The organism is Leclercia sp. Marseille-Q4284, from assembly GCF_916618945.1.
Lineage (GTDB): Bacteria > Pseudomonadota > Gammaproteobacteria > Enterobacterales > Enterobacteriaceae > Enterobacter > Enterobacter tamurae.
Genome location: NZ_CAKAKG010000002.1, coordinates 748,606 through 774,836 on the forward strand (window position 1 = coordinate 748,606; position 26,231 = coordinate 774,836).

The window sequence follows — 26,231 nt, forward strand, 5'->3', positions numbered from 1 at the left end:
ATTGTTTCAATCACATGGGTCGTGAAGCCGTTACGGTTATCAGTCAGGCCTTTACTTTACGCCAGCGTGCTCAGCGCTGGCGTATTGTTGTGCGCGGCATCCGCCCAGGCGGACGAGCGCGATCAGCTCAAAACCATTCAGGCAGATATCGCCGCTAAAGAGCGGGCGGTACGCCAGCAACAGCAGCAACGCTCCTCTCTGCTCGCGCAACTCAAAAAGCAGGAAGAGGCGATCTCCGCGGCGGCACGCCAGCTGCGCGAAACCCAGAACACCCTCACCCAGTTGAATAAGCAGATAGACGAGATGAATGCGTCTATCGCCAAACTTGAACGCCAGCGTGCGGCTCAGGAGCGCAATCTTGCCGCACAGTTAGATGCTGCCTTCCGCCAGGGTGAACACACCGGCGTCCAGCTGATCCTCAGCGGCGAAGAGAGCCAGCGCGGTCAGCGTCTGCAGGCCTATTTTGGCTACCTTAACCAGTCCCGCCAGGAGACCATCGCCCAGCTGAAGCAGACGCGGGAAGAGGTCACCACGCAAAAAGCGGAGCTGGAAGAGAAGCAGAGCCAACAGCAGACCCTGCTTTACGATCAGCAGGCGCAGCAGGCCAAACTGGAGCAGGCGCGCAACGAGCGTAAGAAGACCCTTGCTGGCCTCGAATCCTCCATTCAGCAAGGCCAGAGCCAGCTGAGCGAAATGCGCGCCAACGAATCCCGCTTACGTAACAGCCTTGCCCGCGCAGAAGCAGCGGCGAAGGCCCGCGCCGAACGTGAAGCCCGTGAAGCACAGGCCGTACGCAATCGCCAGCAGGAAGCCTCCCGCAAAGGCACTACCTACAAGCCAACAGAAAACGAACGCTCGCTGATGTCGCGCACCGGCGGTCTGGGCTCGCCGCGCGGCCAGGCTTACTGGCCGGTACGGGGCTCAATTCTGCATCGCTATGGCGAACAGCTGCAGGGTGAGCTACGTTGGAAGGGGATTGTTATCGGTGCATCGGAAGGTAGCGAAGTCAAAGCTATTGCCGATGGCCGGGTGATCCTTGCTGACTGGCTGCAGGGTTACGGCCTGGTGGTGGTGGTTGAGCACGGTAAAGGCGACATGAGTCTTTACGGCTACAACCAGAGCGCCCTCGTCAGCGTCGGCACTCAGGTACGCGCCGGTCAGGCTATCGCCCTCGTGGGCAGCAGTGGCGGTCAGGGCCGCCCGTCACTCTATTTCGAAATTCGTCGCCAGGGTCAGGCGGTCAATCCACAGCCGTGGTTGGGAAGATAAGTTTTGCTTCAATTTCGTCGTATGGTTCTCCCCCTCGTCAGCGCACTGGCGCTGGCGATGCCGGTTTACGCAGGTAAACTCGCTATCGTCATTGATGACTTCGGTTATCGTCCACACACAGAAAATCAGGTCCTGGCGATGCCATCCGCCATCTCCGTCGCCGTGCTGCCGAACGCGCCACACGCGCACGAAATGGCCACTAAAGCCCATAACAGCGGGCATGAAGTGTTGATCCATCTGCCGATGGCCCCGCTCAGCAAACAGCCGCTGGAAAAAGATACCCTCCGTCCGGAGATGAGCAGTGACGAGATCGAGCGCATCATCCGCGAGGCGTATGGCAAAGTGCCTTACGCCGTGGGGCTGAATAACCATATGGGCAGCGCCATGACCTCCAGCCTGTTTGGCATGCAGAAGGTGATGCAGTCCCTGGCGCGCTACAACCTCTACTTCCTCGACAGCATGACCATCGGCAACAGCCAGGCGATGCGCGCCGCGCAAGGCACCAGCGTGAAGGTGATTAAGCGTAAAGTGTTCCTCGATGACACACAAAACGAGGCCGATATCCGCGTCCAGTTTAACCGCGCCGTGCAGGTGGCCCGCCGCTCAGGCTCGGCGATCGCCATTGGTCATCCTCATCCATCCACCGTTCGCGTGTTACAGCAGATGCTGCCCACACTGCCTGGGGATATCACCCTGGTGCCAGCGAGCAGCCTGCTCAACGAGCCACAGGTGGATACCTCTCACCCGGTGAGCCCGCCACCAACTGGCACCGCGCCTGGCACTAAACCGCGTAACCCGTTCCGCGGCGTAACGCTTTGTGCGCCGAAGCAGCCGCCAGAGCCGGTCTACGTGACCCGCTATTTCTCGGTGATTGGTGAGAGCATCAGCCAGAGTTCGCTGGTGAAGTATGTCCAGCTGCAGTGGCAGGGCTGGGGTAAAAAAAGCTGATACCGGCCCTTACTCAATGACGTGAGAGTCTGCGCGCTTTTTGCCCGCAGACTCCTTCTGTTCCTGGCGCTGATACCAGGCTTTGAAGTATTTCAGGAAGCTGTAAAAAGTGGCGTAGAGACCGGTCACCACCCCCACTCTCCCCTGGCGCCACGCGCCGCTGAACAGATACCACTTGAAGAACGCGCCGATGGCGCTAATCACCCCGCGTGCAATCGAAGGGCGTACGGTCTGGTACTTCACCAGACGGCTGGTGTAACTGTTTAGCTTGTTGAAGACCTCATGCAGCGAATAGAAGGTGTCATGGCGCACCCGGCCCGGAATTTTAACCGACTGGATCGCCCCTTCCACTTTGTCATCCACCGGACGCTGATTAAACCGCGCCTGGGTACGGTTAAAGAGCCGTACCGGAAAATCGGGCGAGGAGACGGGATAGATCGTCCGCACCTCTTCCCCTAACACATGCCAGTAGCGGGCAATGCGCCATGCCTGCTGCGGATGAGGTTCGTCACCCGCTTTCAGGCGCAGGATAAAATCAACGGTTTCAGCATCGAGGATCTCATCGCTGTCCATGCAGAGCACCCAGTCATTGCTCGCCAGTTCGATGGCGTGGTTCATCTGTACGCCATGCATGGTATAGGGCTGATGATGGGGGGTGATGCCGTATTCCTGGCAAATCGCTAACGTAGCGTCGTGACTACCCGAGTCGAGGACAATGATCTCATCGGCAACAACGATCAACGGAGGCAGGACTTCACGCAGCAGTCGTGCTGAGTTACAGGTCAATAAACAAACGGTGAGCTTGAACATAGGCGCTGTAAAGTTGAGTAAACCTGAACAGACTCTATAAGCGAAGGCTGAAAAAAGCGAAGAAAAGCGGATAACTATCCGGTTGTGGACCGAAAAACGTGAGGCCTGCGAAAAAAAAGCGCCCGCAGGCGCTTTTCGTTTTAATCCCAGCTCAGGATCACTTTCCCGGACTGGCCTGAACGCATCGCGTCAAAGCCTTGCTGGAACTCATCGATGGCGAAGCGATGAGTAATGAGTGGCGACAGATCCAGACCGGACTGGATCAGGGCTGCCATCTTGTACCAGGTTTCGAACATCTCACGGCCATAAATGCCCTTGATGAACAGGCCCTTGAAGATCACTTTGTTCCAGTCGATGGACATATCAGACGGCGGAATACCCAGCATCGCGATACGGCCACCGTGGTTCATGGTGTCGAGCATAGTACGGAATGCCGGCGGCGCGCCGGACATCTCCAGACCGACGTCAAAGCCTTCGGTCATCCCCAGCTCTTCCATCACGTCAGCCAGGTTCTCTTTCGAGACATCCACCGCACGGGTGACGCCCATTTTGCGCGCCAGTGACAGACGATATTCGTTCACGTCGGTGATCACCACGTTGCGGGCACCCACGTGCTTCGCCACCGCAGCGGCCATGATGCCGATCGGGCCTGCGCCGGAGACCAGCACATCTTCGCCTACCAGGTCGAATGACAGCGCTGTGTGCACTGCGTTGCCGAACGGGTCGAAGATCGACGCCAGATCGTCGGAGATATTGTCCGGGATTTTGAAGGCGTTAAACGCCGGGATCACCAGATATTCTGCAAAGCTGCCCGGACGGTTAACGCCCACGCCGACGGTGTTACGGCACAGGTGAGTGCGTCCGCCGCGGCAGTTACGGCAGTGGCCGCAGGTGATATGGCCTTCGCCGGAGACGCGATCGCCAATTTTAAAGCCTTTCACTTCCTGACCAATGCCAACCACTTCGCCCACATATTCGTGACCGACGACCATCGGCACCGGAATGGTCTTCTGCGACCACTGGTCCCAGTTGTAGATGTGAACGTCCGTGCCGCAGATGGCGGTTTTACGAATTTTGATCAGCAGATCGTTATGACCGACTTCCGGCTCCGGAACGTCGGTCATCCAGATGCCTTCTTCCGCTTTCAGTTTGGATAATGCTTTCATTACGCGTCCTCAGGCAATTACGCCCAGCTGTTTGCCGATGCGGGTGAAGGCTTCAACCGCACGCTCAATTTGTTCAGGGGAATGCGCCGCCGACATCTGGGTGCGAATACGCGCCTGACCTTTTGGCACCACCGGGAAGAAGAATCCGGTGACGTAAATCCCCTCTTTCTGCAGCTCGCGGGCAAAGTTCTGCGCCACCACGGCATCGCCCAGCATCACCGGGATAATGGCGTGATCGGCACCGGCCAGGGTAAAGCCCGCCGCGGTCATTTTTTCGCGGAACAGACGGGCGTTTGACCACAGACGGTCGCGCAGATCGGCACCGGACTCCACCATCTCCAGCACTTTGATGGAGGCGGAAACAATGGCCGGGGCCAGGGAGTTGGAGAACAGATACGGACGGGAACGCTGACGCAGCCACTCCACCACCTCTTTGCGCGCCGCGGTGTAGCCGCCGGATGCGCCGCCGAGCGCTTTGCCCAGCGTGCCGGTGATGATGTCCACCCGGCCCATCACCTCACAGTATTCGTGGGAGCCACGACCGTTCTCGCCGACAAAGCCGACCGCGTGCGAGTCATCGACCATCACCAGCGCATCGTATTTGTCCGCCAGATCGCAGACGCCTTTCAGGTTGGCGATCACGCCGTCCATCGAGAACACGCCGTCGGTGGCGATCAGCACGTGACGCGCCCCGGCCTCGCGAGCCTCTTTCAGGCGGGCCTCCAGCTCAACCATGTCGTTGTTGGCGTAGCGGAAACGCTTCGCTTTACACAGACGCACGCCGTCAATGATTGAAGCATGGTTCAGGGCATCGGAAATGATGGCATCTTCTGCACCGAGCAGGGTCTCAAACAGACCGCCGTTAGCGTCGAAGCAGGAGGAGTACAGAATCGCATCTTCCATGCCGAGGAACGCAGCCAGCTTGCTCTCCAGCGCTTTATGGCTGTCCTGGGTGCCGCAGATGAAGCGCACGGAGGCCATACCAAAACCGTGGGTGTCCATGCCTGCCTTCGCGGCAGCGATCAGCTCAGGGTGATTCGCCAGACCTAAATAGTTGTTGGCACAGAAGTTAATCACATGGCTGCCGTCGGCAACGGTGATATCTGCCTGCTGAGCAGAAGTAATGATCCGCTCTTCTTTGAACAACCCTTCCGCACGCGCGGTTTCCAGGTCACTGTTTAACTGTTTGTAAAAATCACCACGCATTGCAATTCTCCAGACTCGGCAAATTTCGGCACATATTACCCAAAGCTATACCCCGATACGAGATGACGCATTAACAGTTCTCGTTTTTGCAGCATAAATCACGTGTACCCCTGCGGGATGTCGGTGAATGGCTGATGGGGAGTCATACTAATGATATGATATGACTATTAGTGTCCGGGATTGTCCCCGGACTCCACACTTCAAAGGTTACAGCTATGATCATCGTTACCGGCGGCGCGGGCTTTATCGGCAGCAATATTATTAAGACCCTCAATGACAAAGGCATCACCGACATCCTGGTGGTGGACAACCTGAAAGACGGCACCAAGTTCGTTAACCTGGTGGATCTGAACATTGCCGACTACATGGATAAAGAAGATTTCCTTATCCAGATTATGGCGGGTGAAGAGTTCGGTGAGATCGAGGCCATCTTCCATGAAGGTGCATGCTCCTCCACCACCGAGTGGGACGGCAAGTACATGATGGATAACAACTATCAGTACTCCAAAGAGGTGTTGCACTACTGCCTTGAGCGTGAAATTCCGTTCCTGTACGCCTCTTCCGCAGCGACCTACGGCGGGCGCACTTCAGACTTTATTGAATCCCGTGAATTTGAGCAGCCGCTGAACGTTTACGGCTACTCCAAGTTCCTGTTCGACGAATACGTGCGCCAGGTGCTGCCAGAAGCCAACTCGCAGATCGTTGGCTTCCGCTACTTCAACGTCTACGGACCGCGCGAAGGTCACAAAGGCAGCATGGCGAGCGTGGCCTTCCACCTCAATACCCAGCTGAACAACGGCGAAACCCCGAAACTGTTCGAAGGCAGCGATGGCTTCAAGCGTGACTTCGTCTACGTGGGTGACGTGGCAGCAGTGAACCTGTGGTTCTGGGAAAACGGCGTCTCCGGCATCTTCAACCTGGGTACCGGCCGCGCAGAGTCCTTCCAGGCGGTAGCCGATGCTGCGCTGGCGTATCATCAGAAAGGCAGCCTTGAGTACATCCCGTTCCCGGACAAGCTGAAAGGCCGCTACCAGGCATTTACCCAGGCGGATCTGACCAACCTGCGCGCCGCCGGCTATGACAAGCCGTTCAAGACCGTTGCCGAAGGCGTGACGGAGTATATGGCCTGGCTGAACCGCGACGCATAAGTATGAAAATTCTGGTGATTGGCCCGTCATGGGTGGGCGACATGATGATGTCGCAAAGTCTCTATCGCACGCTCAAGGCGCGCTATCCCCAGGCGATAATTGACGTGATGGCACCCGCGTGGTGCCGTCCGCTGTTATCGCGGATGCCGGAAGTTAACGAGGCGATCCCGATGCCGCTTGGTCACGGGGCGCTGGAACTCGCAGAGCGCCGCAAGCTCGGCCATAACCTGCGCGACAAGCGCTACGACCGCGCCTACGTCCTGCCGAACTCCTTTAAATCGGCATTAGTGCCCTTCTTCGCCAGCGTGCCGCACCGCACCGGCTGGCGGGGCGAGATGCGCTACGGCCTGCTGAATGACGCTCGGATCCTGGATAAAGAGGCCTGGCCCCTGATGGTGGAGCGCTACGTAGCGCTGGCCTACGACAAAGGCGTAATGCGCAGCGCGAAAGATCTGCCCCAGCCGCTGCTGTGGCCGCAGCTCCAGGTCCACGAGGGTGAAAAATCCCAGACCTGTAACGCTTTTGGCCTGTTACCCGATCGGCCGCTGATTGGCTTCTGTCCTGGCGCGGAATTTGGCCCGGCAAAACGCTGGCCGCACTATCACTATGCTGAGCTGGCGAAGCAGCTGATCGACGAAGGCTATCAGATTGTGCTGTTCGGCTCGGCGAAAGATCATGAGGCAGGGAATGAAATCCTCGCCGCGCTGAGCATTGAGCAGCAGGCCTGGTGCCGTAATCTGGCCGGGGAAACCCAGCTGGAGCAGGCCGTTATTCTGCTCGCCGCCTGTAAGGCCGTGGTCACTAACGACTCCGGCCTGATGCACGTTGCCGCGGCGCTGAACCGCCCGCTGGTGGCGCTGTACGGCCCGAGCAGCCCGGACTTTACCCCGCCACTGTCGCATAAGGCGCGGGTGATCCGTCTGATCACTGGCTACCACAAAGTGCGTAAGGGTGACGCCGCCGAAGGCTATCACCAGAGCCTGATCGACATTACTCCGCAGCGTGTCCTCGACGAGCTTAACGAGCTGCTGTTGAGCGAAGAAGGGTAACGGATGCGGGTATTGATCGTTAAAACCTCCTCGATGGGCGACGTGCTCCATACGTTGCCCGCGCTCACCGATGCCATGCAGGCCATTCCGGGTATCCGTTTTGACTGGGTGGTGGAAGAAGGCTTTGCGCAGATCCCGGGCTGGCATCAAGCCGTAGACCGGGTGATCCCAGTGGCGATCCGTCGCTGGCGCAAAGCCTGGTTCTCCGCCCCTATTAAGGCCGAACGTCAGGCCTTTCGCGAGGCGGTTCAGGCGCAGCATTATGATGCCATCATTGACGCTCAAGGGCTGGTCAAAAGCGCGGCGCTGGTCACCCGACTGGCGCACGGCGTAAAGCACGGTATGGACTGGCACAGTGCCCGCGAGCCGCTGGCGAGCCTGTTCTATACCTGCCGCCATGCAATCGCGAAGCAGCAGCACGCGGTGGAACGCACCCGGGAGCTGTTTGCCAAAAGCCTGGGCTATGCGAAACCCGCCATGCAGGGGGATTACGCGATTTCCCGGCACTTCCTGCACGATTCAGAACCCAAAAGCGCGCCTTATCTGATTTTCCTGCACGCCACCACCCGGGATGATAAACACTGGCCGGAAGCCCACTGGCGCGATCTTATCGGCCTGCTGAGCAATGCAGGCCTGCGCATTAAGCTCCCGTGGGGTGCCCCGCACGAAGAGGCGCGGGCGAAGCGTCTGGCAGAAGGCTTTGATTACGTGGACGTCCTGCCGCGGATGAAGCTGGACGGCGTGGCGCAACAGCTGGCAGGCGCCACGGCGGTAGTGTCGGTGGATACCGGCCTCAGCCACCTGACGGCGGCGCTGGATCGTCCTAATATTACGCTTTACGGCCCGACGGATCCGGGTCTGATTGGCGGCTATGGCAAAAATCAATATATCTGCCGCCCGGAACATTCATCGCAGCTGAGCGACCTGTCCGCCGCTGCGGTATTTGCGCAATTAGAGCCGTTGCTGGCAGCAGAGAGAGCCTATGTCTGATTTTTTCTCAGCGGAGCGCCCACCGAAGCGCGTGCTGATCGTTAAGCTGCGTCACCACGGTGACGTCCTGCTGACCTCGCCGGTCTTTACGGTGTTGAAAAAGAACTACCCCGATGTCGAAGTGGATGCCCTGGTGTATGACGACACCCAGGCGATGCTCACCAGCCATCCTTATATCGACCAGGTGCATACCATTGGCCGCAACTGGCGTAAAAAAGGCTGGTTCGCGCAGTTCCGCCTGTACCGCGCCCTGCTGAATACCCTGAAGGCGCGGCAGTATGACGTGCTGATCAACCTGACCGAACACTGGCACGGCGCGCGGCTGGCGCGTCGTCTGAAACCGCGCGTGTCCGTCGGCTTTAAGCCCGATAAACGCGGCGGGCTGGCACGTCGCCGCTGGGTCAAATCCTTTACTACCCTCTATCCGGCGATCCAGGATAACAGCCGCCATATGGTGGAGGTGAATCTGGATGCGCTGCGGCGGATCGGTATTCATCCGCAGACCGATGCCGATAAACATACCCTGTTTGTGCCGGGCGATGCGGCGGAAGCGTCGATTGCGGAGAAACTGGCCGGTTTCGGGCTGACGAGCCAGTCCTACATTCTGGTGCACCCAACGTCGCGCTGGATGTTCAAGGCCTGGGATATCAACAAGCTGGCGGCGACCATCGATAACCTGGCGGCCCGCGGCCTGCCGATTATCCTCTCTGCAGCACCATCAAAAGAAGAGACCGCCTACATGGATGAGTTGCGTGCCGCGCTCACCCAGCCGGTGTTTGATTTAAGCGGCCAGTTAAACCTGAAAGAGCTGGGCGCGCTGATGAAGCACGCGCGGGTCTACTTTGGCGTCGATTCGATGCCGATGCACCTCGCCAGCGCGGTGGGAACCCCGACCGTCGCCATCTTCGGCCCGACCGGGGCGATCAAGTGGGCCCCGTGGGGGGTGAACTACAGGGTGATCGTGGCTGGCTTTACCTGTCAGCCCTGCGGTAAAGCGGGCTGCGGCGACAGCGGCGTCTCCGACTGCATTACGGCGATCACCCCGCAGATGGTGCTGAGCGCCATCGATACCCTGCTGCTGGAAAATCCGGCATGAAGCTGGCTATCGTCCGACAGACCTATAACCCCAACGGCGGCGCGGAGCGTTTTGTCTCCCGCGCGCTGAACGTGCTGGCGCAGGATACGGCCCTGGACGTGACGCTGATCGCCCGTCAGTGGGAAGATGCCGCAGGCTGGAAAACCCTGACGGTTAACCCGGCCTTCCGCAACCGACTCGATCGCGAGTCGGGTTTTGCCGACGCTGCGGCGGCGCAGTTTGCCCAGTTTGATATTGTGCAGAGCCATGAGCGTATTCCGGGGGCGACCATTTTCCGTGCCGGGGATGGCGTACACGCCACCTGGCTTGCGCAGTACAACCGCATCCAGTCGCCGCTGGCGCGCTGGGCGCAGTCCCTGAGCCGCTACCATCGCTATATTTTACAGGCGGAAGCGCAGATGTTTACCCATCCTGCGCTGCGCAACGTGATCTGCAATTCGAAAATGGTGCGGGATGATATCGCCCGCCGTTTTGGCCTGCCGGACCACAAGCTGACGGTGATCTACAACGGTGTGGATACTGCCCACTTCACTCCTGAGGTGCGCTCGCTCTCCCAGCGTGATGCGCTGGGGATCCCCCAGGCAGCACCGGTGCTGGCCTATGTCGGCTCCGGGTTCAGTCGTAAAGGGGTGGCGACGGCGCTGCGCGCCATTGTTCCTCACCCTGATGTCTGGCTGCTGATCGCCGGGCGCGACAAGCATGCGCGCAAATTCGAAAAGCTGGCCCAGACCCTCGGCGTGGCGTCCCGGGTGCGTTTTCTGGGGCCGGTTGCCGATGTCCGCCAGGTATACGGCACCGCCGACGCGCTGATCCTGCCGACGCTTTACGATCCCTTCCCGAACGTCTGCGTTGAAGCGCTGGCCTGTGGTCTGCCGCTACTCACCAGCCATGGCTGCGGCGCGGCGGAGTGGATTGAAGAGGGTGTTAACGGCTGGGTGCGCGACGCGCTCGACAGCGACGGGTATCAGCAGGTGATAAGCCTCTGGCTTCAGGGCCGTGAACAGGGTATTGATTATTCAGCAGCGGCACGCGCCACTGCTGAGCCTTATACCCTGGAGCGGATGGCGAAAGAGCTGCAGGCGCTTTACCGCGACCTGCTGCGCTGAGCCGCGGTGGAAAAGACCTTTTCCATCGCCTCCAGCATGCACTCGCGGGTGAAATGGCTGCACAGGTAATCGTATCCCTGCTGCGCCAGCTTTTCGCGCAGCGCGCCGTCGTCGTATAACTGCACAATCGCCTCGCGCAGCGCCGTTTCGTCGCGCTGCGCAATCAAAATCCCGGTCTGGCCGTTAATCACCGCATCAGCCGTGCCGCCCGCGTCGGTGGCAATAGTCGCAATACGCGAGGCCAGCGACTGCAGTACCCCCTGCGGGACGCCTTCCATATCGTGCGAAGGGCTGAGAGCGACATCAAAGGCCGGGAACCAGCGCTCTGGATCGCTGCGATGCCCCGCCATCACTACCCGCTCCTGCAATCCCAGGTCGATAATCTCCTGCTCCAGCGTCGCTTTATGCGGCCCTTCGCCGACGATCGCCAGTCTGATGTGCGGATTATCAATGCTGGCCAGAGCACGCACCAGCACGCTATGGCCCTTGTTAGGCCGCAGGTGCGACACCACGCCCAGCCAGAAATCGGCCTGCGACAGGCCACAGTGCTCTCGGGCCTGCTGTTTATCCGCCGGGTGAAAACGTTGGGTATCCACGCCGCTCGGTACGGACGTGCTCTGGGCCATCGGCACGCCGATATCCGCCATCTGCTGGCGCAGCGCTTCCCCGGTAGTCACGATATGGGCGCAGGCTTTGCGAAACAGCCAGCGGGTGGTCCAGTTATTGCGCGGCACGCCGGAGGCATGACGGGTACGCACCAGCGGAACCGGGTCCGACAGGGTGAGATTGGCCAGCGCCACCAGCCAGGTATCGGCAGAATTGTGACTGTTGATGACATCAACGGACTGGCGGTTCTCTTTCAGCCAGCGGCGCAGCTGCTGCAGGTTTTGCAGGTTCTTACGTCGTAGCGGCATCGTCACGACCGTTAACCCGGCATCGCGTGCCAGACCGTGTAGCGGTGCACTCTCCGGACAAAGTATGGTCACCTGATGGCCGCGCTGAATCATCCCTAGGGACTCATTAATGATGCGTAATGGCTGACCGCCCTTACCACCGTCTGCTTCAGTGTGAACGATATGCATACTTTTCCTGTTTATTGTGCAAGAACTTGCCGTAGCAGCAAATTATAACCGTTACGGCCTTGGTAATACATAAAGCCTGGTGCCGGAAAGCGCGTAACGGATTATTCTTGCTTACAAACATTGTCCTTCTGTAGGTCAGGCATTTGTGATAGTTTTCTCTGGCTTTTTATTTCCCACGGAAAAACCGTGGAGATGGCTCACAGCGTTGTTAACCAGCCGGTCAAGAACCGAAAAAATCCTTAACCAGCCCAAAATATATGACAAATACTCGTAACATTCTGACAGGCCTGTTAGTCCTTGCTGTACTGGCTTTATGTTTTATCTGGCCTATTCCCAACGATCAGCTGCCGTTTCATCGCAATGGATTGATTTATCCCATTGTCGCCGTGGCGCTTGGCCTGTTTTTTAGCGAGATGACAACCAGACAACGGCTGGATTTAAGCAAAATTAAGTTCGTTCTTATTGTGATATGGACGTTAACTTTCTTTATTTTGATTAATGGCTTTTTTGTCGCCCCGGACATAAAAGAAATGGTTTCTGCCTGGAGCGGCCAGTGGTTACGCCCGGTATTACTGTTCTGCGCTGGCCTGGTTTTATTGCCGGCGATCCAGAGATCCTTCCCTACCATGAGCGCTGCCCGCTTCTTTACGCTGGTGATCCTCTTCTTCTGGGGCGTGGTATGCGTCCATTTACTGGATTCACTCTGGCTCTACTGGCGCGATGGGTATATCCACTGGGGCGAAACGCGGATCGTTTATAACCGCACCCGCATGAGCTTCCAGGTCAATATGATTACCGGCTTTATCATGGCCGAGCTGCTGGCGCGCGGTCTGTTACATCAACGCTTCCTGCGCCTGAACACACCGATGCTGGCATTAATACTGTTAAGTAACCTGCTGTGTACCGCGCTGGTGGATACCCGCTGGGGCACTATCGGTCTGGTCGGTAGCCTGTTCTCAACCTTTATCCTGTTAAGCCTTCATAGCATGCGCCGCAGTCGGGTCGTCGTCACCGGTGGCATTCTGGTTGGTCTTATTATTGCCTCTGCGCTGCTCGGTTACGCCTCATGGAAAACCGATCCGCGCTGGCAAACCCTTGAAAGTGATGCCATTGCTGGATGGAACGCCCCCTTCACCAGCTTTTGTTACAATAAAACAGACGGAGCGGTACCGGTTAACAGCCTGGGTGTGCCTATGAACCACTCCAACGGCTGCCGGGCGAGCTTCTTCCATCAGGGCTGGAACCTGATTGCCGAACATCCGGCAGGCGTAGGGGCTAAAAAAGAGGCCTTCCGCTATGTATTACGCCGGGATACCCAGGATAACCGAATTAACATTCCCCATAGCCACTACGGCCTGATTGAATTTGGTATTCAGAACGGTGTTATTGGCATCGCGGGCTGGCTGATCCTGCTGGTGGGCTGCTGGTATATCGGCTGGCGGGAGTTCCGCCGTGGCAACATGATGGTGGGGATGTTCCTGCTGCTCTTTACCGTCGGCTTCTTCTGCCGAACCATGGTCGATCACAACCTCAAGGATCACTATCTGGAGCAGTATATGTTACTGACCGGCTTGCTGGTTGGCATGTGCGCCCTACGCCCTGCAAACACCGAAAAGCAAATGTCCTGACCAATCTGACGCGCCAGGGGAATAATCACCCTGGCGCGGAACGCTTTAGCCTGTCGGCTGTCGAATTGCCAGCAAATGGCCTCGTTATACCCTTTTTATTGCTGCGTATTTTTACGGAGAAAGCATGTCTGAAACGCCTCAATTAAGCCTCATCGTTGCCGTTTTTAATGGCGAAAAATTCCTGAGCGCTTTTTTTGACAGCATTAAACAGCAGAATTTATCGAGCCTGGAACTCATCATTGTTAATGACGGCTCAACGGATCGCTCAGCGGAAATCATTGCCGGCTATGCCGACAAATTTAGCCATTTCTGCATAATCGATCAGCCTAATGGTGGCGTATCGGCCGCACGCAATACCGGTCTTGCCCTGGCGACGGGTCAATACGTCGCGTTCCCCGATATTGATGACGTTATTTACCCCGGCATGTATCAGCGCCTGTTGGATATTGCTTTCGCAGGCCAGCTCGATGTGGCGACCTGCAACGGTAATTATATTTATGACGATGGACGCCCGTCGAAAAAGATTTTCCCTTCAGACAAACTGGCCTCGACCGGCGTGCTGGACGGCCCGGAGTGGCTGCAGAAGGCGCTGGCCTCGCGCAAATTCCTGCATGTCACCTGGCTGAATATCTATCGCCACGCCTTTATCAAAGCGCAGGGTTTTACCTTCGAACACGGCCTGCGTCATCAGGATATTCCCTGGACCACGGAAGTGCTGCTGACGGCCAAACGCGTACAGTATGTGGATGAAGTCTATTACGACTATCTGATCCACTCTGCCTCGGTATCGCACACGCCAGGGACCGACGACACGCGAATGCGCTCGTCACGCCACTATATGAAAATCCTCGAAATGCTGGATGCCATCAATAAACGCTATCCGGACCAGGTGAAGCGTGTTCCGGCCTGCCGATGGCAGATTGCCAAAGAGGGGTTGGGTATTCTGCACAGCATTAACAATATCGAAGACAGCGCGAAAAAACGCGAAATCACCCAGGAACTGTTCGATCGCGGCATCTGGTCGATGATCTGGCAAAACGCGCGGGGTTTGCGTCAGCGCTGGCGTCTGGGACGTCGTTACTTCCGCCTTAAAAAAATCATCGGCTAACGAATATTATGAGCAAACTTAAATTACACGCGGTCTCCCGCGCTGATTTCATCGCCAAAAACTATGCAGACTTCCAGACGCTGCTGGATAACCGCGTCAATCCGGATACCATCCCGGAGCGTTTTTACTGCGGCGGTCGCGGCGGCTGGACGTTCCAGACCACCCTGGCGCTGAAACACTATTACGGAGATGACATCGAGTGTTCATTTGGATCGGAATGTCGCCCGGATGCCATCAACCTGATGCATAACGATGATTTTGGATCGCGCGTCAAACCCTGGCGTGGCGTGACTGTCGTTGCCCGTGCCGACCGCCCACCGGTGATTGGCGCGGACGTGGTGGTGGATCAGAACCCGGAAGCGGATAACCGTAGCAACGGCGTTTTTGTTCCCTACTGGCCGCAGCCGGGGGTAAAACCGCGTGAGCGTACCGATGAAATCGTCAAAACCGTGGCCTTTTTTGGCCGTGTGGACAGCTTCCCGGAAGCGTTTCGCAGCGAGGCCTTTAAGCAGCGCCTTGCTGAGCAGGGCATCGATCTGCGTATCTCCTTCGATAACTGGACTAACTACCAGGACGTGGACGTCTGTATCAGTTTCCGCAAATCACACGACCACAAACTGGCGCGCAAACCTGCCAGCAAGCTGATTAACAACTGGCTGGGTAAAACGGTGATGATCTGCGACGACGAGCCTTCTTACCGCGCGATCCGCGAAAGCGAGTTCGACTACCTGATCGCCAAAACACCGGATGAAGCTTTCGACGCCATCATGCGGCTGAAAAACTCCCCTGAACTCTATCGTCAGATGCGCGAGCAGGGTGACAAACGTCTGCAGGTTTATTCCCGCGAAGCGGTTGCCGCGCGCTGGTTGAGCCTGTTTGAGGATATCTGGCGTAAAGGACTGCATAAACGCCCAACCCTGGTTCGTGCATTGCGCTTTGGTTTCGGTAAAGCCATTCGCCCGCTGACTAAAAAGTTTTAAGTAACCTTGAGTCCGTTCATGTTTAAAACATCCTCACAATCGTCACTCACGCCGCGCCGCAATATTCTGCGCACCGTGATACTCACGCTGGCTTTCCTGGTGCTGTTTTCACTGTGTGAAATCATCATCCTGCTGAAAGACCATGTATATCAGCCGAAATCCAGCGACATGTCGCTGTATTTGATTATTTCCCTGCTGGCGGCCGCCAGCGCCCGCTATTTCCTGACCCGTCTGCTGCTGGCGGTCACCTTTATCGTGCAGATATCGGAAGCGGTGTATTACCAGTTCTACGGCCAGTTTTATGGCCCGAGTGAAGTGTGGCTGGCCTTTGTCGAAACCAAAGATATCGCCAGCGGCATCACGGACAGCCTGGGATCGCTTGGGATCTACTTTGCCATTATGGCCGTCGCGGTGATCTTTGCGCTGGTCTTTACCCGTCGTCTGGCGCCGCAGTGGCATAAGTGGGTGGCGATGCCGTGCCTGCTGGCTATCGTGGTGATGTTTGCGGGTCAGTTCTATAAAGCCATCGACGGACAGATGTATAAATTCAACCCGGATCTGCGCCACTCTTTACTGCGTAATGGTCTGTCGGCCATGAGTTACAGCGCTATTCGCCTGATCCCGGAAGCCCTTTCCGGTGAAAACCAGAGCGTCACGCACTATGAACCGTATAAGGTCACACCGGTAGAGGGCAGCCACGCCGGGAAATACTCTATCATCCTGGCGATTGGCGAAAGCCTCAACCCGCATCATGTCAGCGCCCTGGGGTACGAGCGCGACACCACGCCAGAACTGAAAGCCCTGATGGAGCAGTATCAGGGGACGGGCCGACTGATCGTCTCGAACGCGGTCTCAACCCGCGTGGCGATCCCGATGCTGGTCAATAACCTGCGCGAGCCGGACAACTACGCCGCCTATAAGTCAAAATCGACCAACATCTTTACCAATGCCAAAAAGCAGGGCTACCAGACGGCGTTTATCTCTGCCCAGGGTCTGGAAGGGCTGAGCAACTGGATTGGTATCCACGATATCGACCTGTGGGAAGATACGCAGATCCGCCCTGCGCCGGACGTGGGTGCCGATGTGGTGCTTACCCCTTCCGTTGAACAGGCGAAGCTGGACTGGAACAAACCTTTCCTGATGGTGCTGAACAGTCGCGCGCCGCATATTCCTTATGAGCGCAACATCCCGCAGGGCTTCGCGAAATTCTCTACCCCACGCCTGAGTGACGACGTGGCGCAGAAGAAGAATGAGTACGATGATGCCGTGCGCCTGTACGACAAAGAGCTGGCCTCGGCGATCCGTACCGCGATGGCGAAATCAAAACTGCCGGTGCTGGTGTTTGTTACCTCGGATCACGGCGAACGCGTCGGTGATGGCGGGCTGTTCGGCCACTCGATTGTTGAGATGCCGATTGCTCAGGTGCCGTTCCTCTACTTCAGTAACGATCCGGCGTATGCGATGAACGCTATCAGCCAGCAGGTCCCGCTCAACCATTACCAGATGGCGACGCTGATCAACAAGATGCTGGGGTACGCGGTCAGTAACCCGAACCAGAAGGACGACAGCTACTACATCACCGGGGGTGATATTCGCGGCCTGTCGGAGCGCGTCACCTACCATCTGAACGAACTGCCGGAAGCGGAACGTTAAGCAGAAATCATTAAACGGGCATCAGATGCCCGTTTTTTTATCTGCGAACGCACGTAACGCAGGCAAATGGCTGAGCAAAAGCGCCAAAGGGATAGCTTTAAACGGCCTAAATGCTTAGAATTTGCCCGCCGAAACTGAAAAACGGATAATCGCTTGGAATTGTTGTATACCGCTCTGCTCTATATTATTCAGCCACTGGTGTGGCTACGACTGCTGCTACGTAGCCGTAAAGCGCCTGCCTACCGTAAACGCTGGGCTGAACGCTATGGTTTCTGCCGCAACAAAGTTGCGCCGGACGGTATCCTGCTCCACTCCGTGTCCGTGGGTGAAACGCTGGCGGCCATTCCGCTGGTCCGCGCCCTGCGCCACCGTTATCCGTCGTTGCCGATCACCGTCACCACTATGACGCCAACCGGCTCCGAACGCGCCATGTCCGCCTTTGGCAAAGACGTTCATCACGTCTATTTGCCTTACGATTTACCCTGCGCCATGAACCGTTTCCTCAATACCGTGCGCCCTAAGCTGGTGATCGTGATGGAAACCGAACTGTGGCCGAACATGATTTCCGCCCTGCACAGCCGTAAAATTCCGCTGGTGGTGGCCAATGCCCGTCTGTCGGAACGTTCTGCGAAGGGATACGGCAAGCTGGGCAAATTTATGCGCCGCCTGCTGAGTAAAATCACCTTGATCGCGGCCCAGAATGAAGAGGACGGCGCGCGATTCCTGTCGCTGGGCCTGAAGCGTAATCAGCTGGCGGTCACCGGTAGCCTGAAATTTGATATCTCTGTCACTCCGGAGCTGGCTGCCCGGGCGATCACCCTGCGTCGCCAGTGGGCGCCGCGCCGTAAAGTGTGGATCGCCACCAGCACCCACGACGGCGAAGAACAGATTATCCTCCAGGCGCATCGCCAGCTTCTGGAAAGCTTCCCGGATCTGCTGTTAATTCTGGTGCCACGTCACCCTGAGCGTTTTAAAGATGCCCGCGACATGGTGCAGAAAGGCGGATTCAGCTTCATTATGCGCAGCAGCGGTGAAATCCCGTCGACCAGCACCCAGGTGGTGATTGGCGATACTATGGGCGAGCTGATGATGCTGTACGGCATTGCCGATCTGGCCTTTGTCGGTGGCAGTCTCGTGGAGCGCGGCGGGCATAATCCGCTGGAGCCGGCAGCGCACGCTATTCCTGTGCTGATGGGGCCGCACACCTTCAACTTCAAAGATATCTGCGCCAAGCTGCAGCAGGCCGACGGTCTGATTACCGTTAACGATGCCAACTCGATCGTGAAGGAAGTTTCCACCCTGCTGACTGACGAAGACTATCGTCTGTGGTATGGCCGTCACGCTGTCGAAGTGCTGCACCAGAACCAGGGGGCGTTGACCCGCCTGCTGCAACTTCTGCAACCTTACCTGCCCGTACGGAGCCATTAATGTCTGCGCGTCTGTCGGTCGTGATGATCGCCAAAAACGCCGCTGACCTGCTGCCGGATTGCCTCGCCTCTGTAGCCTGGGCCGATGAGATCGTCCTGCTCGATTCCGGCAGTACTGATGCCACGGTGGAGGTCGCCCGCGCGGCCGGAGTGCAGGTCTATAGCAACCCCGACTGGCAGGGTTATGGCATTCAGCGCCAGCGTGCACAACAGTTCGCCACCGGCGATTATGTGTTGATGATCGACACCGACGAGCGCGTTACCCCGGAACTGCACCAGGCCATCCAGCGCGTGCTGGCTGCACCTCAACCCGAGGCCGTCTACAGCATCGCCCGACGTAACTACTTCCTGGGTCGCTTTATGCGTCACAGCGGCTGGTATCCCGATCGGGTGATGCGTCTCTACCCGCGCACGCGCTATCAGTACAACGATAATCTGGTGCATGAGTCACTGGACTGCGGCAAGGCGCCAGTCATTGCCCTCGACGGCGATCTGCTGCATCTCACCTGCCGTGATTTCGCCAGCTTCCAGCGCAAACAGCTTAATTACGCCACGGCCTGGGCTCAGGAGCGTCATCAGCGCGGTAAGACAACCTCGCTGGCGGGTATTTTCAGCCACACCGCAGGGGCGTTCCTGAAGACGCTGGTGCTGCGTGGTGGCGTGCTGGACGGTAAACAGGGCTGGTTACTGGCGGTGGTTAACGCCCAGTATACTTTTAATAAATACACCGAGCTGTGGGCGCTGAACCGCGGCTACTCAGAGAAAGCGTGAGCCATGAGCACAAAAGCGATCTATCCGGGTACCTTCGATCCCATCACCAACGGTCACATTGACATCGTCACCCGTGCCGCAAGCATGTTTGATACGGTGATTCTGGCGATTGCCGCCAGCCCCAGCAAAAAGCCGCTGTTTGACCTTGAGGAGCGGGTGGGCCTGGCAAAAGCCGCTACCGCGCACCTGCCTAATGTGGACGTGGTGGGCTTTAGCGACCTGATGGCGAACTTTGCCCGCGCTCAGCAGGCGAATATCCTGATCCGCGGCCTGCGTGCGGTGGCCGACTTTGAATATGAGATGCAGCTGGCGCACATGAACCGCCATCTGATGCCCGAGCTGGAGAGCGTCTTTCTGATGCCCTCCAAAGAGTGGTCGTTTATCTCCTCTTCGCTGGTGAAAGAGGTGGCGCGCCACGCGGGGGATGTCACCCATTTCTTACCCGCGGTGGTTCATCAGGCGTTGATGGACAAGCTGAAGTAGTTCCTGCCTTCTTGCCGGGCGGCGCTGCGCTTGCCCGGCCTGCATATCACTTCTGGCACTGACGGCAGTAGAAGGTGGCGCGCTGAGCGTGCTTGGTCGCCACAATCGGCGCACCGCAGACCCGGCATGGCGCATCTTTACGGCCATAGACCTGCAGCTCCTGAGCAAAGTAGCCCGGCTTACCGTCGCTCTGCAGGAAATCCTTCAGGGTGGTTCCGCCCTGCTCAATCGAACGCAGCAGCACCGCTTTAATCACCCTGACTAACAGCTCGCATTCTTGCGGGGAAAGCGACGAAGCGAGGCGATCGGGATGGATCCCGGCAGCAAAGAGCGATTCACTGGCGTAGATGTTACCCACGCCGACCACCAGCTTGTTATCCATCAACCAGGGTTTAATCGGGGTTTTCTTCTTCGCGCACTTCGCTTTCAGGTATTCCGCGTCAAACTCATCCGAGAGCGGCTCCGGCCCCAGATGCGCCAGCACGTTGTGCCCTTCCAGCTCTTTGGTCCACAGCCAGGCGCCAAAGCGGCGGGGATCGGTATAGCGCAGCACTTTGCCGTTGCTCATCACCAGGTCAACATGATCGTGCTTTTCCGCGGGCAGCTCTTCAGTGAGGATACGCAGGCTCCCGGACATCCCCAGATGGATAATGATCCAGCCATCCGGCAGCTCGAGCAGCAGGTACTTCGCGCGGCGCTGGACGCTGAGAACGGGTTTGTCGCTCAGGGCGTGGATCTCATCAGAAACTGGCCAGCGGAGACGACCGTTGCGGACAACAGCGTGAAGAATGGTCGCACCGACCAGGTGAGGCTCAATGCCACGGCGGCTGGTCTCTACCTCAGGTAATTCAGGCATGGTTCCTCCGTTGAGATTCAGAATGCAAAAAACCCCGCAGTTGCGGGGTTTTTCAGTACAAGGATTCTAAAATTATTTAATTTTAGCTTCTTTGTACAGTACGTGCTGGCGTACAACTGGATCGAACTTTTTCAGTTCCAGTTTTTCCGGCTTAGTACGTTTGTTCTTCGTGGTGGTGTAGAAGTGACCTGTACCAGCAGAAGAAACCAGCTTGATTTTCTCACGAATACCTTTAGCCATGATTTATTTCCTCGTTAAGTACTTAGTACTTTTCGCCACGGGCACGCAGTTCGGACAGAACTGTATCGATGCCTTTCTTATCAATAACACGCATACCTTTAGCAGATACACGCAGGGTGACAAAACGCTTCTCGCTCTCAACCCAGAAACGGTGAGAGTGCAGGTTCGGCAGGAAACGGCGTTTAGTCGCGTTCAGTGCGTGGGAACGGTTGTTACCGGTCACCGGACGCTTGCCAGTAACTTGGCAGACTCGGGACATGTCTATTCTCCAAAAATCAAATTAGCTCGAGCTTCGTATGGGGTATCGGCGCCTCGTCAGGCTTTACAGCCCAGTCATCGCGATTCTAAGTGAACCATCGATTGCCAGGCCCAATTGCCAAACCCGAGATTCTCAAAGGTGGCGTAGTATACGCTGACTCGCGGATGTGCTCAAGTCCCGAACAGACAAAGATCCCGATGGATCGCGAGAAATGGCTTAAATCCACCCACGTTCGGCAAACGAAACGTACTCTCCGCGGCCTATCACCAGATGGTCAAGAACACGAATATCCATGAATTGACAGCATTTCATGATGCGTGCGGTCACGTCTCTGTCGGCTTTGCTCGGTTCGGCGCGCCCTGAGGGGTGATTATGCGCGAGGATCACGCCAGCGGCATTCACTTTTATCGCTTCACGCACAATTTCTCGTGGATGCACCTCCACATGGCTCAGGGTCCCCGAAAATAACCGGGAATGTTGCAGGACCCGGTTTTGATTATCGAGGAAAATCACCATAAAAATCTCTCGCTCCTCTTCCGCCAGCTGGCTGCGCACAAATTCCCGGGTCATCTCCGGGTTCTCCAGCGGGGTTTCCCGTCTGATCCCCGAGCAGTAGTAACGACGGGCAAGCTCCGCAATGCCTCTGAGCTGGGCGAAGGTCGCAATACCGATCCCGTCGACCCGCCTGAACGCGGCCAGCTCGGCAGTCAGCAAGCCGTGCAACGAGCCGAAATGCTGCAACAGGTCTTTAGAAAGCGTGAACACACTTTTACTTCGCGTTCCGGTTCGCAGAAACAGCGCCAGAAGCTCATCGTCCGTCAGCGTCGTGGCGCCATCAGCGAGCATTTTTTCCCGCGGTAACTGCGGGGATGATGTCTCCATACACTCACCTCCTCCATAGTCAGGCTATGCTGCCACAGACAGTGGCCCCCCACGATGGCGGATTTCTCGTCTTGCGTAACGCCTCGCAAAGTGGCCGGTGGACAACATCCCGATGCATTTCGGATTGTGATAAAATGCCCGCCTCTCTGGTGAACCCAACAGGAAAGAATCATGATGAGCCTGGCCGGTAAAAAAATCGTTCTCGGCGTCAGCGGCGGCATTGCAGCCTATAAAACGCCGGAACTGGTGCGCCGTTTGCGCGAGCGCGGCGCGGACGTGCGGGTGGCAATAACCGAAGGGGGCAAAGCGTTCATTACCCCCCTGAGCCTGCAGGCCGTTTCAGGCTACCCGGTGTCTGACAGCCTGCTCGATCCGGCGGCGGAAGCCGCGATGGGCCATATCGAGCTGGGTAAGTGGGCAGATTTAGTTATCCTTGCCCCGGCCACCGCCGATCTTATTGCTCGCGTGGCCGCCGGTATGGCCAACGACCTGGTGACCACCATCTGTCTGGCCACCCCGGCGCCGGTCGCCGTGGTCCCGGCCATGAACCAGCAGATGTACCGCAACGCGGCCACCCAGCATAACCTGGCAACCCTGGCTTCCCGCGGTCTGCAGATCTGGGGGCCGGACAGCGGCAGCCAGGCCTGTGGCGATGTCGGCCCGGGCCGCATGCTGGATCCGCTGGCGATTGTGGATCTGGCCGCCAGCCATTTTTCACCTGTCAACGATCTGCAACATCTCAGCATCATGATTACCGCGGGTCCAACGCGTGAGCCGTTGGATCCGGTGCGCTATATCACTAACCAAAGCTCCGGCAAGATGGGCTTTGCCATTGCCGCCGCCGCCGCGCAGCGCGGTGCCAGAGTCACGCTGGTCAGCGGCCCGGTGTCGCTGCCAACGCCGCCGCGGGTGCAGCGCATCGACGTGACCACCGCACTGGAGATGGAAGCGGCCGTCCAGGCGCACGCGCAACAGCAGCAGATTTTTATTGGCTGTGCCGCCGTGGCGGACTACCGCGCAGCGGCCATCGCGGATGAGAAAATTAAAAAGCAAGGCGATGAAATCACAATAAAAATGGTGAAAAACCCGGATATTGTTGCCGGGGTCGCCGCGCTAAAAGATCGTCGGCCTTACGTTGTTGGGTTTGCCGCTGAAACGAATAATGTGGAAGAATATGCCCGGCAAAAACGTACCCGCAAAAACCTCGATTTGATTTGCGCGAACGACGTATCGCTGGCCACCCAAGGATTTAACAGCGACAGCAACGCACTGCACCTATTCTGGCAGGATGGAGATAAAGTCTTACCGCTTGAGCGCAAGGAACTCCTGGGCCAACTATTACTGGACGAGATCGTTACCCGTTATGATGAAAAAAATCGACGTTAAGATTCTGGACCCGCGTGTTGGTCAGGAATTTCCGCTGCCGACCTATGCCACTTCCGGCTCTGCCGGTCTTGATCTGCGCGCCTGCCTCGACGCCGCCGTAGAGCTGGCACCGGGCGCCACCACGCTGCTGCCGACCGGTCTTGCAATCCACATTGCCGATGCCTCTCTGGCGGCGGTGATCCTGCCGCGTTCCGGCCTGGGCCATAAGCATGGTATCGTGCTGGGCAATCTGGTGGGACTGATCGATTCTGACTATCAGGGTCAGCTGATGGTCTCCGTCTGGAACCGTGGCCAGGACAGCTTCACCATTCAACCTGGCGAGCGTGTCGCCCAGATGGTATTCGTCCCGGTGGTACAGGCTGAATTTAATCTGGTAGAAGACTTTGACGCCACCGATCGTGGCGAAGGCGGCTTCGGCCATTCCGGGCGTAAATAAACCCGGCTAAACGCATTCCACAATCTAATAACGTATTAACAAACCGCAAACAGACGTTTGCGGTTGTTGTGTGGATGTCAGCCTGACAAGTGCTTATTTTCAGGGGTATTTTGTAACATGGCAGAAAAACAAACTGCGAAAAGGAATCGTCGCGAAGAAATACTTCAATCTCTGGCTCTGATGCTTGAATCCAGCGATGGCAGTCAACGCATCACCACCGCGAAACTGGCCGCCTCTGTGGGCGTGTCGGAAGCGGCGCTGTACCGTCATTTCCCCAGCAAAACGCGAATGTTCGACAGCCTGATCGAGTTTATCGAAGACAGCCTGATCACGCGTATCAACCTGATTCTGAAGGATGAAAAAGACACCACCGCGCGGCTGCGTCTGATTGTCCAGCTGATCCTCGGTTTCGGAGAGCGCAATCCGGGGTTAACCCGTATCCTGACCGGCCACGCGCTGATGTTTGAGCAGGACAGGCTGCAGGGGCGCATTAACCAGCTTTTCGAACGTATCGAAGCGCAGCTGCGCCAGGTATTACGTGAAAAGAAGATGCGTGAAGGCGAGGGTTACAGCATTGATGAATCGCTGCTTGCCGGGCAGGTGCTGGCCTTCTGTGAAGGGATGCTCTCCCGCTTTGTGCGCAGTGAATTCAAATATCGTCCAACGGACGATTTTGATGCCCGCTGGCCGTTAGTCGCCGCGCAATTGCAGTAGCGGAAACAGCATTCAGGCCCGGTAAGCACAGCGCCACCGGGCAATAAACTCAGACGCCGTACTCTTCGCGATAGGCACGCACTGCTGCCAGGCTCTCTGCCATCTCCGGCTTCTCTTCCAGATAGGCAATCAGGTCTTTCAGGGTAATGATTGAGGTCACCTTGCAGCTGTAGTCACGCTCCACTTCCTGAATAGCAGAAATTTCACCACGTCCGCGCTCCTGACGGTCCAGTGAGATCAGCACGCCCGCCAGCGTCGCGTTGTTGGCCTGGATAATCTCCATCGATTCACGAATGGCGGTGCCCGCAGTGATCACATCATCCACCAGCATAACCCGGCCCTGCAGCGCGCTGCCGACCAGATTCCCACCTTCGCCGTGGGTTTTGGCCTCTTTGCGGTTAAAGCAGTAAGGCACGTCGCGATCGTGATGCTCCGCCAGTGCCACGGCGGTGGTGGTGGCAATCGGAATGCCTTTATAGGCCGGGCCAAACAGCAGGTCGAATTCGATCCCGGAATCTACCAGCGCTTCGGCATAGAAGCGGCCTAACAGGGCCAGATCGCGTCCGGTATTAAACAGCCCGGCGTTAAAGAAATAGGGGCTCTTGCGCCCGGATTTCAGCGTAAATTCGCCAAACTTAAGGACCTGCTTGCTAAGCGCAAACTCAATAAACTGGCGCTGATAGGGTTTCATGGGTTTACTCCTCATCTGACTTTGCTTTTCTACGGACAAAAAAAAGGCGACTCATCAGTCGCCTTTAAAATCAATTTTCTAACGCCGCCTTCTGCGTCGTTACGATGGATTCGATTCCCTCTCGGGCTAACGCCAGTAGCGCCAGAAGCTCTTCATGGGTAAATGGCTCACCTTCTGCGGTGCCCTGAACTTCGATGATACGACCGTCTTCGGTCATCACCACGTTCATATCGGTCTCTGCTGCAGAATCTTCAACGTACTCCAGATCGCACAGCGCTTCGCCCTTGACGATACCCACAGACACCGCTGCCACCATACCTTTCATCGGGTTAGTTTTCAGCTTACCGGCCGCAACCAGTTTGTTCAGGGCATCGGCCAGCGCCACACAGGCACCGGTAATGGAGGCGGTGCGTGTGCCGCCATCCGCCTGGATCACGTCGCAGTCGAGGGTGATAGTGAACTCGCCCAGGGTTTTCAGATCAACCGCAGCGCGCAGCGCACGAGCGATCAGACGCTGGATTTCCATGGTGCGACCACCCTGTTTACCCTTCGCCGCTTCGCGGGCGTTACGGGTATGGGTGGAGCGTGGCAGCATGCCGTACTCGGCAGTGATCCAGCCCTGACCCTGGCCTTTCAGGAAGCGCGGCACGCCCTCTTCGATGGAGGCGGTGCACAGCACTTTGGTGTCACCAAATTCAACAAGCACAGAGCCTTCAGCGTGTTTTGTATAGTTACGGGTCAGGGTGACGGGGCGCACCTGGTTGGCGCTACGACCTGATGGACGCATGATGATATCTCCGGCTTGAAACGAATGTGGCTGCGCATTATACGGATTAAACGCGCTTAT

Annotated in this window: 27 protein-coding genes; 17 read left to right on the forward strand and 10 right to left on the reverse strand. The window is 57.3% G+C overall.

Features of this window, described 5'->3' with window-relative positions:
- Positions 1–9: 9 nt before the first annotated feature.
- Positions 10–1,269 (forward strand): murein hydrolase activator EnvC, encoded by a 1,260-nt coding sequence (gene envC / locus LG383_RS18265; protein ID WP_255639587.1) that lies wholly within the window; start codon positions 10–12, stop codon positions 1,267–1,269.
- 3 nt (positions 1,270–1,272) lie between these two features.
- Positions 1,273–2,217: a divergent polysaccharide deacetylase family protein gene (locus LG383_RS18270; protein WP_106995456.1), complete on the forward strand. Its 945-nt coding sequence runs from the start codon at positions 1,273–1,275 to the stop codon at positions 2,215–2,217.
- 9 nt (positions 2,218–2,226) lie between these two features.
- Here LG383_RS18270 and LG383_RS18275 read toward each other — a convergent pair whose 3' ends face one another.
- The 3 genes from LG383_RS18275 to kbl all read right to left on the reverse strand — a co-directional run bounded on the left by LG383_RS18275 (position 2,227) and on the right by kbl (position 5,399).
- Positions 2,227–3,027, reverse strand: coding sequence for a glycosyltransferase family 2 protein (locus tag LG383_RS18275; RefSeq protein WP_166181154.1), 801 nt, complete (start codon positions 3,025–3,027; stop codon positions 2,227–2,229).
- A 140-nt stretch (positions 3,028–3,167) separates the two neighbouring features.
- Positions 3,168–4,193, reverse strand: a complete 1,026-nt coding sequence (gene tdh / locus LG383_RS18280) for an L-threonine 3-dehydrogenase (RefSeq protein WP_225759856.1) — start codon at positions 4,191–4,193, stop codon at positions 3,168–3,170.
- Positions 4,194–4,202: 9 nt separating this feature from the next.
- Positions 4,203–5,399, reverse strand: a complete 1,197-nt coding sequence (gene kbl, locus LG383_RS18285; RefSeq protein ID WP_106995453.1) for a glycine C-acetyltransferase — start codon at positions 5,397–5,399, stop codon at positions 4,203–4,205.
- A gap of 215 nt (positions 5,400–5,614) precedes the next feature.
- Between kbl and rfaD the strand changes: the two genes are divergently transcribed.
- Genes rfaD through LG383_RS18310 form a run of 5 tightly spaced genes read left to right on the forward strand, consistent with a single transcriptional unit; the run spans position 5,615 to position 10,788 of the window.
- Positions 5,615–6,547, forward strand: coding sequence for an ADP-glyceromanno-heptose 6-epimerase (gene rfaD, locus LG383_RS18290; RefSeq protein ID WP_225759857.1), 933 nt, complete (start codon positions 5,615–5,617; stop codon positions 6,545–6,547).
- Positions 6,548–6,549: 2 nt separating this feature from the next.
- On the forward strand, positions 6,550–7,596 hold the full coding sequence (rfaF, locus tag LG383_RS18295) for an ADP-heptose--LPS heptosyltransferase RfaF (protein WP_225759858.1): 1,047 nt from the start codon (positions 6,550–6,552) through the stop codon (positions 7,594–7,596).
- Between the two features lie 3 nt (positions 7,597–7,599).
- Entirely contained in the window at positions 7,600–8,586 is a 987-nt protein-coding gene (gene rfaC, locus LG383_RS18300) for a lipopolysaccharide heptosyltransferase RfaC (protein WP_225759859.1), read from the forward strand.
- A complete protein-coding gene (gene rfaQ, locus LG383_RS18305; protein WP_225759860.1) occupies positions 8,579–9,682 on the forward strand; it encodes a putative lipopolysaccharide heptosyltransferase III in 1,104 nt (367 codons plus the stop codon). Before rfaC ends, rfaQ begins: the two co-directional genes overlap by 8 nt.
- Positions 9,679–10,788 (forward strand): glycosyltransferase family 4 protein, encoded by a 1,110-nt coding sequence (locus LG383_RS18310; protein WP_225759861.1) that lies wholly within the window; start codon positions 9,679–9,681, stop codon positions 10,786–10,788. Before rfaQ ends, LG383_RS18310 begins: the two co-directional genes overlap by 4 nt.
- Here the strand turns inward: LG383_RS18310 and LG383_RS18315 are convergent.
- On the reverse strand, positions 10,767–11,870 hold the full coding sequence (locus LG383_RS18315) for a glycosyltransferase family 4 protein (protein ID WP_225759862.1): 1,104 nt from the start codon (positions 11,868–11,870) through the stop codon (positions 10,767–10,769). The two genes, LG383_RS18310 and LG383_RS18315, sit on opposite strands and share 22 nt — an antisense overlap.
- Before the next feature lie 257 nt (positions 11,871–12,127).
- Here LG383_RS18315 and LG383_RS18320 point away from each other — a divergent pair, with 257 nt between their 5' ends.
- The 7 genes from LG383_RS18320 (at position 12,128) to coaD (ending at position 19,920) form a co-directional block, all read left to right on the forward strand.
- Positions 12,128–13,498 (forward strand): O-antigen ligase, encoded by a 1,371-nt coding sequence (locus LG383_RS18320; protein WP_225759863.1) that lies wholly within the window; start codon positions 12,128–12,130, stop codon positions 13,496–13,498.
- A 124-nt stretch (positions 13,499–13,622) separates the two neighbouring features.
- Positions 13,623–14,606, forward strand: a complete 984-nt coding sequence (locus LG383_RS18325) for a glycosyltransferase (protein ID WP_225759864.1) — start codon at positions 13,623–13,625, stop codon at positions 14,604–14,606.
- Between the two features lie 8 nt (positions 14,607–14,614).
- On the forward strand, positions 14,615–15,586 hold the full coding sequence (locus tag LG383_RS18330) for a glycosyltransferase (protein ID WP_225759865.1): 972 nt from the start codon (positions 14,615–14,617) through the stop codon (positions 15,584–15,586).
- 18 nt (positions 15,587–15,604) lie between these two features.
- Positions 15,605–17,239: a sulfatase-like hydrolase/transferase gene (locus LG383_RS18335; RefSeq protein WP_225759866.1), complete on the forward strand. Its 1,635-nt coding sequence runs from the start codon at positions 15,605–15,607 to the stop codon at positions 17,237–17,239.
- A gap of 153 nt (positions 17,240–17,392) precedes the next feature.
- A complete protein-coding gene (gene waaA / locus LG383_RS18340) occupies positions 17,393–18,667 on the forward strand; it encodes a lipid IV(A) 3-deoxy-D-manno-octulosonic acid transferase (protein ID WP_166181131.1) in 1,275 nt (424 codons plus the stop codon).
- Entirely contained in the window at positions 18,667–19,437 is a 771-nt protein-coding gene (locus LG383_RS18345) for a glycosyltransferase family 2 protein (protein WP_225759867.1), read from the forward strand. The genes waaA and LG383_RS18345 overlap by 1 nt, the downstream gene beginning before the upstream one ends.
- Before the next feature lie 3 nt (positions 19,438–19,440).
- Complete coding sequence (gene coaD, locus LG383_RS18350) at positions 19,441–19,920, forward strand: pantetheine-phosphate adenylyltransferase (protein WP_106995440.1); 480 nt, start codon at positions 19,441–19,443, stop codon at positions 19,918–19,920.
- 46 nt (positions 19,921–19,966) lie between these two features.
- Here coaD and mutM read toward each other — a convergent pair whose 3' ends face one another.
- The 4 genes from mutM to radC all read right to left on the reverse strand — a co-directional run bounded on the left by mutM (position 19,967) and on the right by radC (position 22,157).
- On the reverse strand, positions 19,967–20,776 hold the full coding sequence (gene mutM, locus LG383_RS18355; RefSeq protein ID WP_225759868.1) for a bifunctional DNA-formamidopyrimidine glycosylase/DNA-(apurinic or apyrimidinic site) lyase: 810 nt from the start codon (positions 20,774–20,776) through the stop codon (positions 19,967–19,969).
- Between the two features lie 72 nt (positions 20,777–20,848).
- A complete protein-coding gene (rpmG, locus tag LG383_RS18360) occupies positions 20,849–21,016 on the reverse strand; it encodes a 50S ribosomal protein L33 (protein WP_003024094.1) in 168 nt (55 codons plus the stop codon).
- Between the two features lie 22 nt (positions 21,017–21,038).
- Positions 21,039–21,275: a 50S ribosomal protein L28 gene (gene rpmB / locus LG383_RS18365; protein ID WP_002436699.1), complete on the reverse strand. Its 237-nt coding sequence runs from the start codon at positions 21,273–21,275 to the stop codon at positions 21,039–21,041.
- A gap of 216 nt (positions 21,276–21,491) precedes the next feature.
- Positions 21,492–22,157, reverse strand: a complete 666-nt coding sequence (gene radC / locus LG383_RS18370; protein WP_166181125.1) for a DNA repair protein RadC — start codon at positions 22,155–22,157, stop codon at positions 21,492–21,494.
- A 174-nt stretch (positions 22,158–22,331) separates the two neighbouring features.
- On the opposite strand from radC, the gene coaBC reads away from it, so the two are divergent.
- From coaBC to slmA, 3 genes are all read left to right on the forward strand, one after another.
- Positions 22,332–23,543: a bifunctional phosphopantothenoylcysteine decarboxylase/phosphopantothenate--cysteine ligase CoaBC gene (gene coaBC, locus LG383_RS18375; RefSeq protein ID WP_225760161.1), complete on the forward strand. Its 1,212-nt coding sequence runs from the start codon at positions 22,332–22,334 to the stop codon at positions 23,541–23,543.
- Entirely contained in the window at positions 23,521–23,979 is a 459-nt protein-coding gene (gene dut / locus LG383_RS18380; protein ID WP_032615705.1) for a dUTP diphosphatase, read from the forward strand. The genes coaBC and dut overlap by 23 nt, the downstream gene beginning before the upstream one ends.
- 117 nt (positions 23,980–24,096) lie before the next feature.
- Entirely contained in the window at positions 24,097–24,693 is a 597-nt protein-coding gene (gene slmA / locus LG383_RS18385) for a nucleoid occlusion factor SlmA (protein ID WP_106995437.1), read from the forward strand.
- Positions 24,694–24,742: 49 nt separating this feature from the next.
- Here the strand turns inward: slmA and pyrE are convergent, their stop codons facing one another.
- A complete protein-coding gene (gene pyrE, locus LG383_RS18390; protein WP_166181122.1) occupies positions 24,743–25,384 on the reverse strand; it encodes an orotate phosphoribosyltransferase in 642 nt (213 codons plus the stop codon).
- Positions 25,385–25,454: 70 nt separating this feature from the next.
- On the reverse strand, positions 25,455–26,171 hold the full coding sequence (gene rph, locus LG383_RS18395; protein ID WP_106995435.1) for a ribonuclease PH: 717 nt from the start codon (positions 26,169–26,171) through the stop codon (positions 25,455–25,457).
- Between the last annotated feature and the right edge of the window lie 60 nt (positions 26,172–26,231).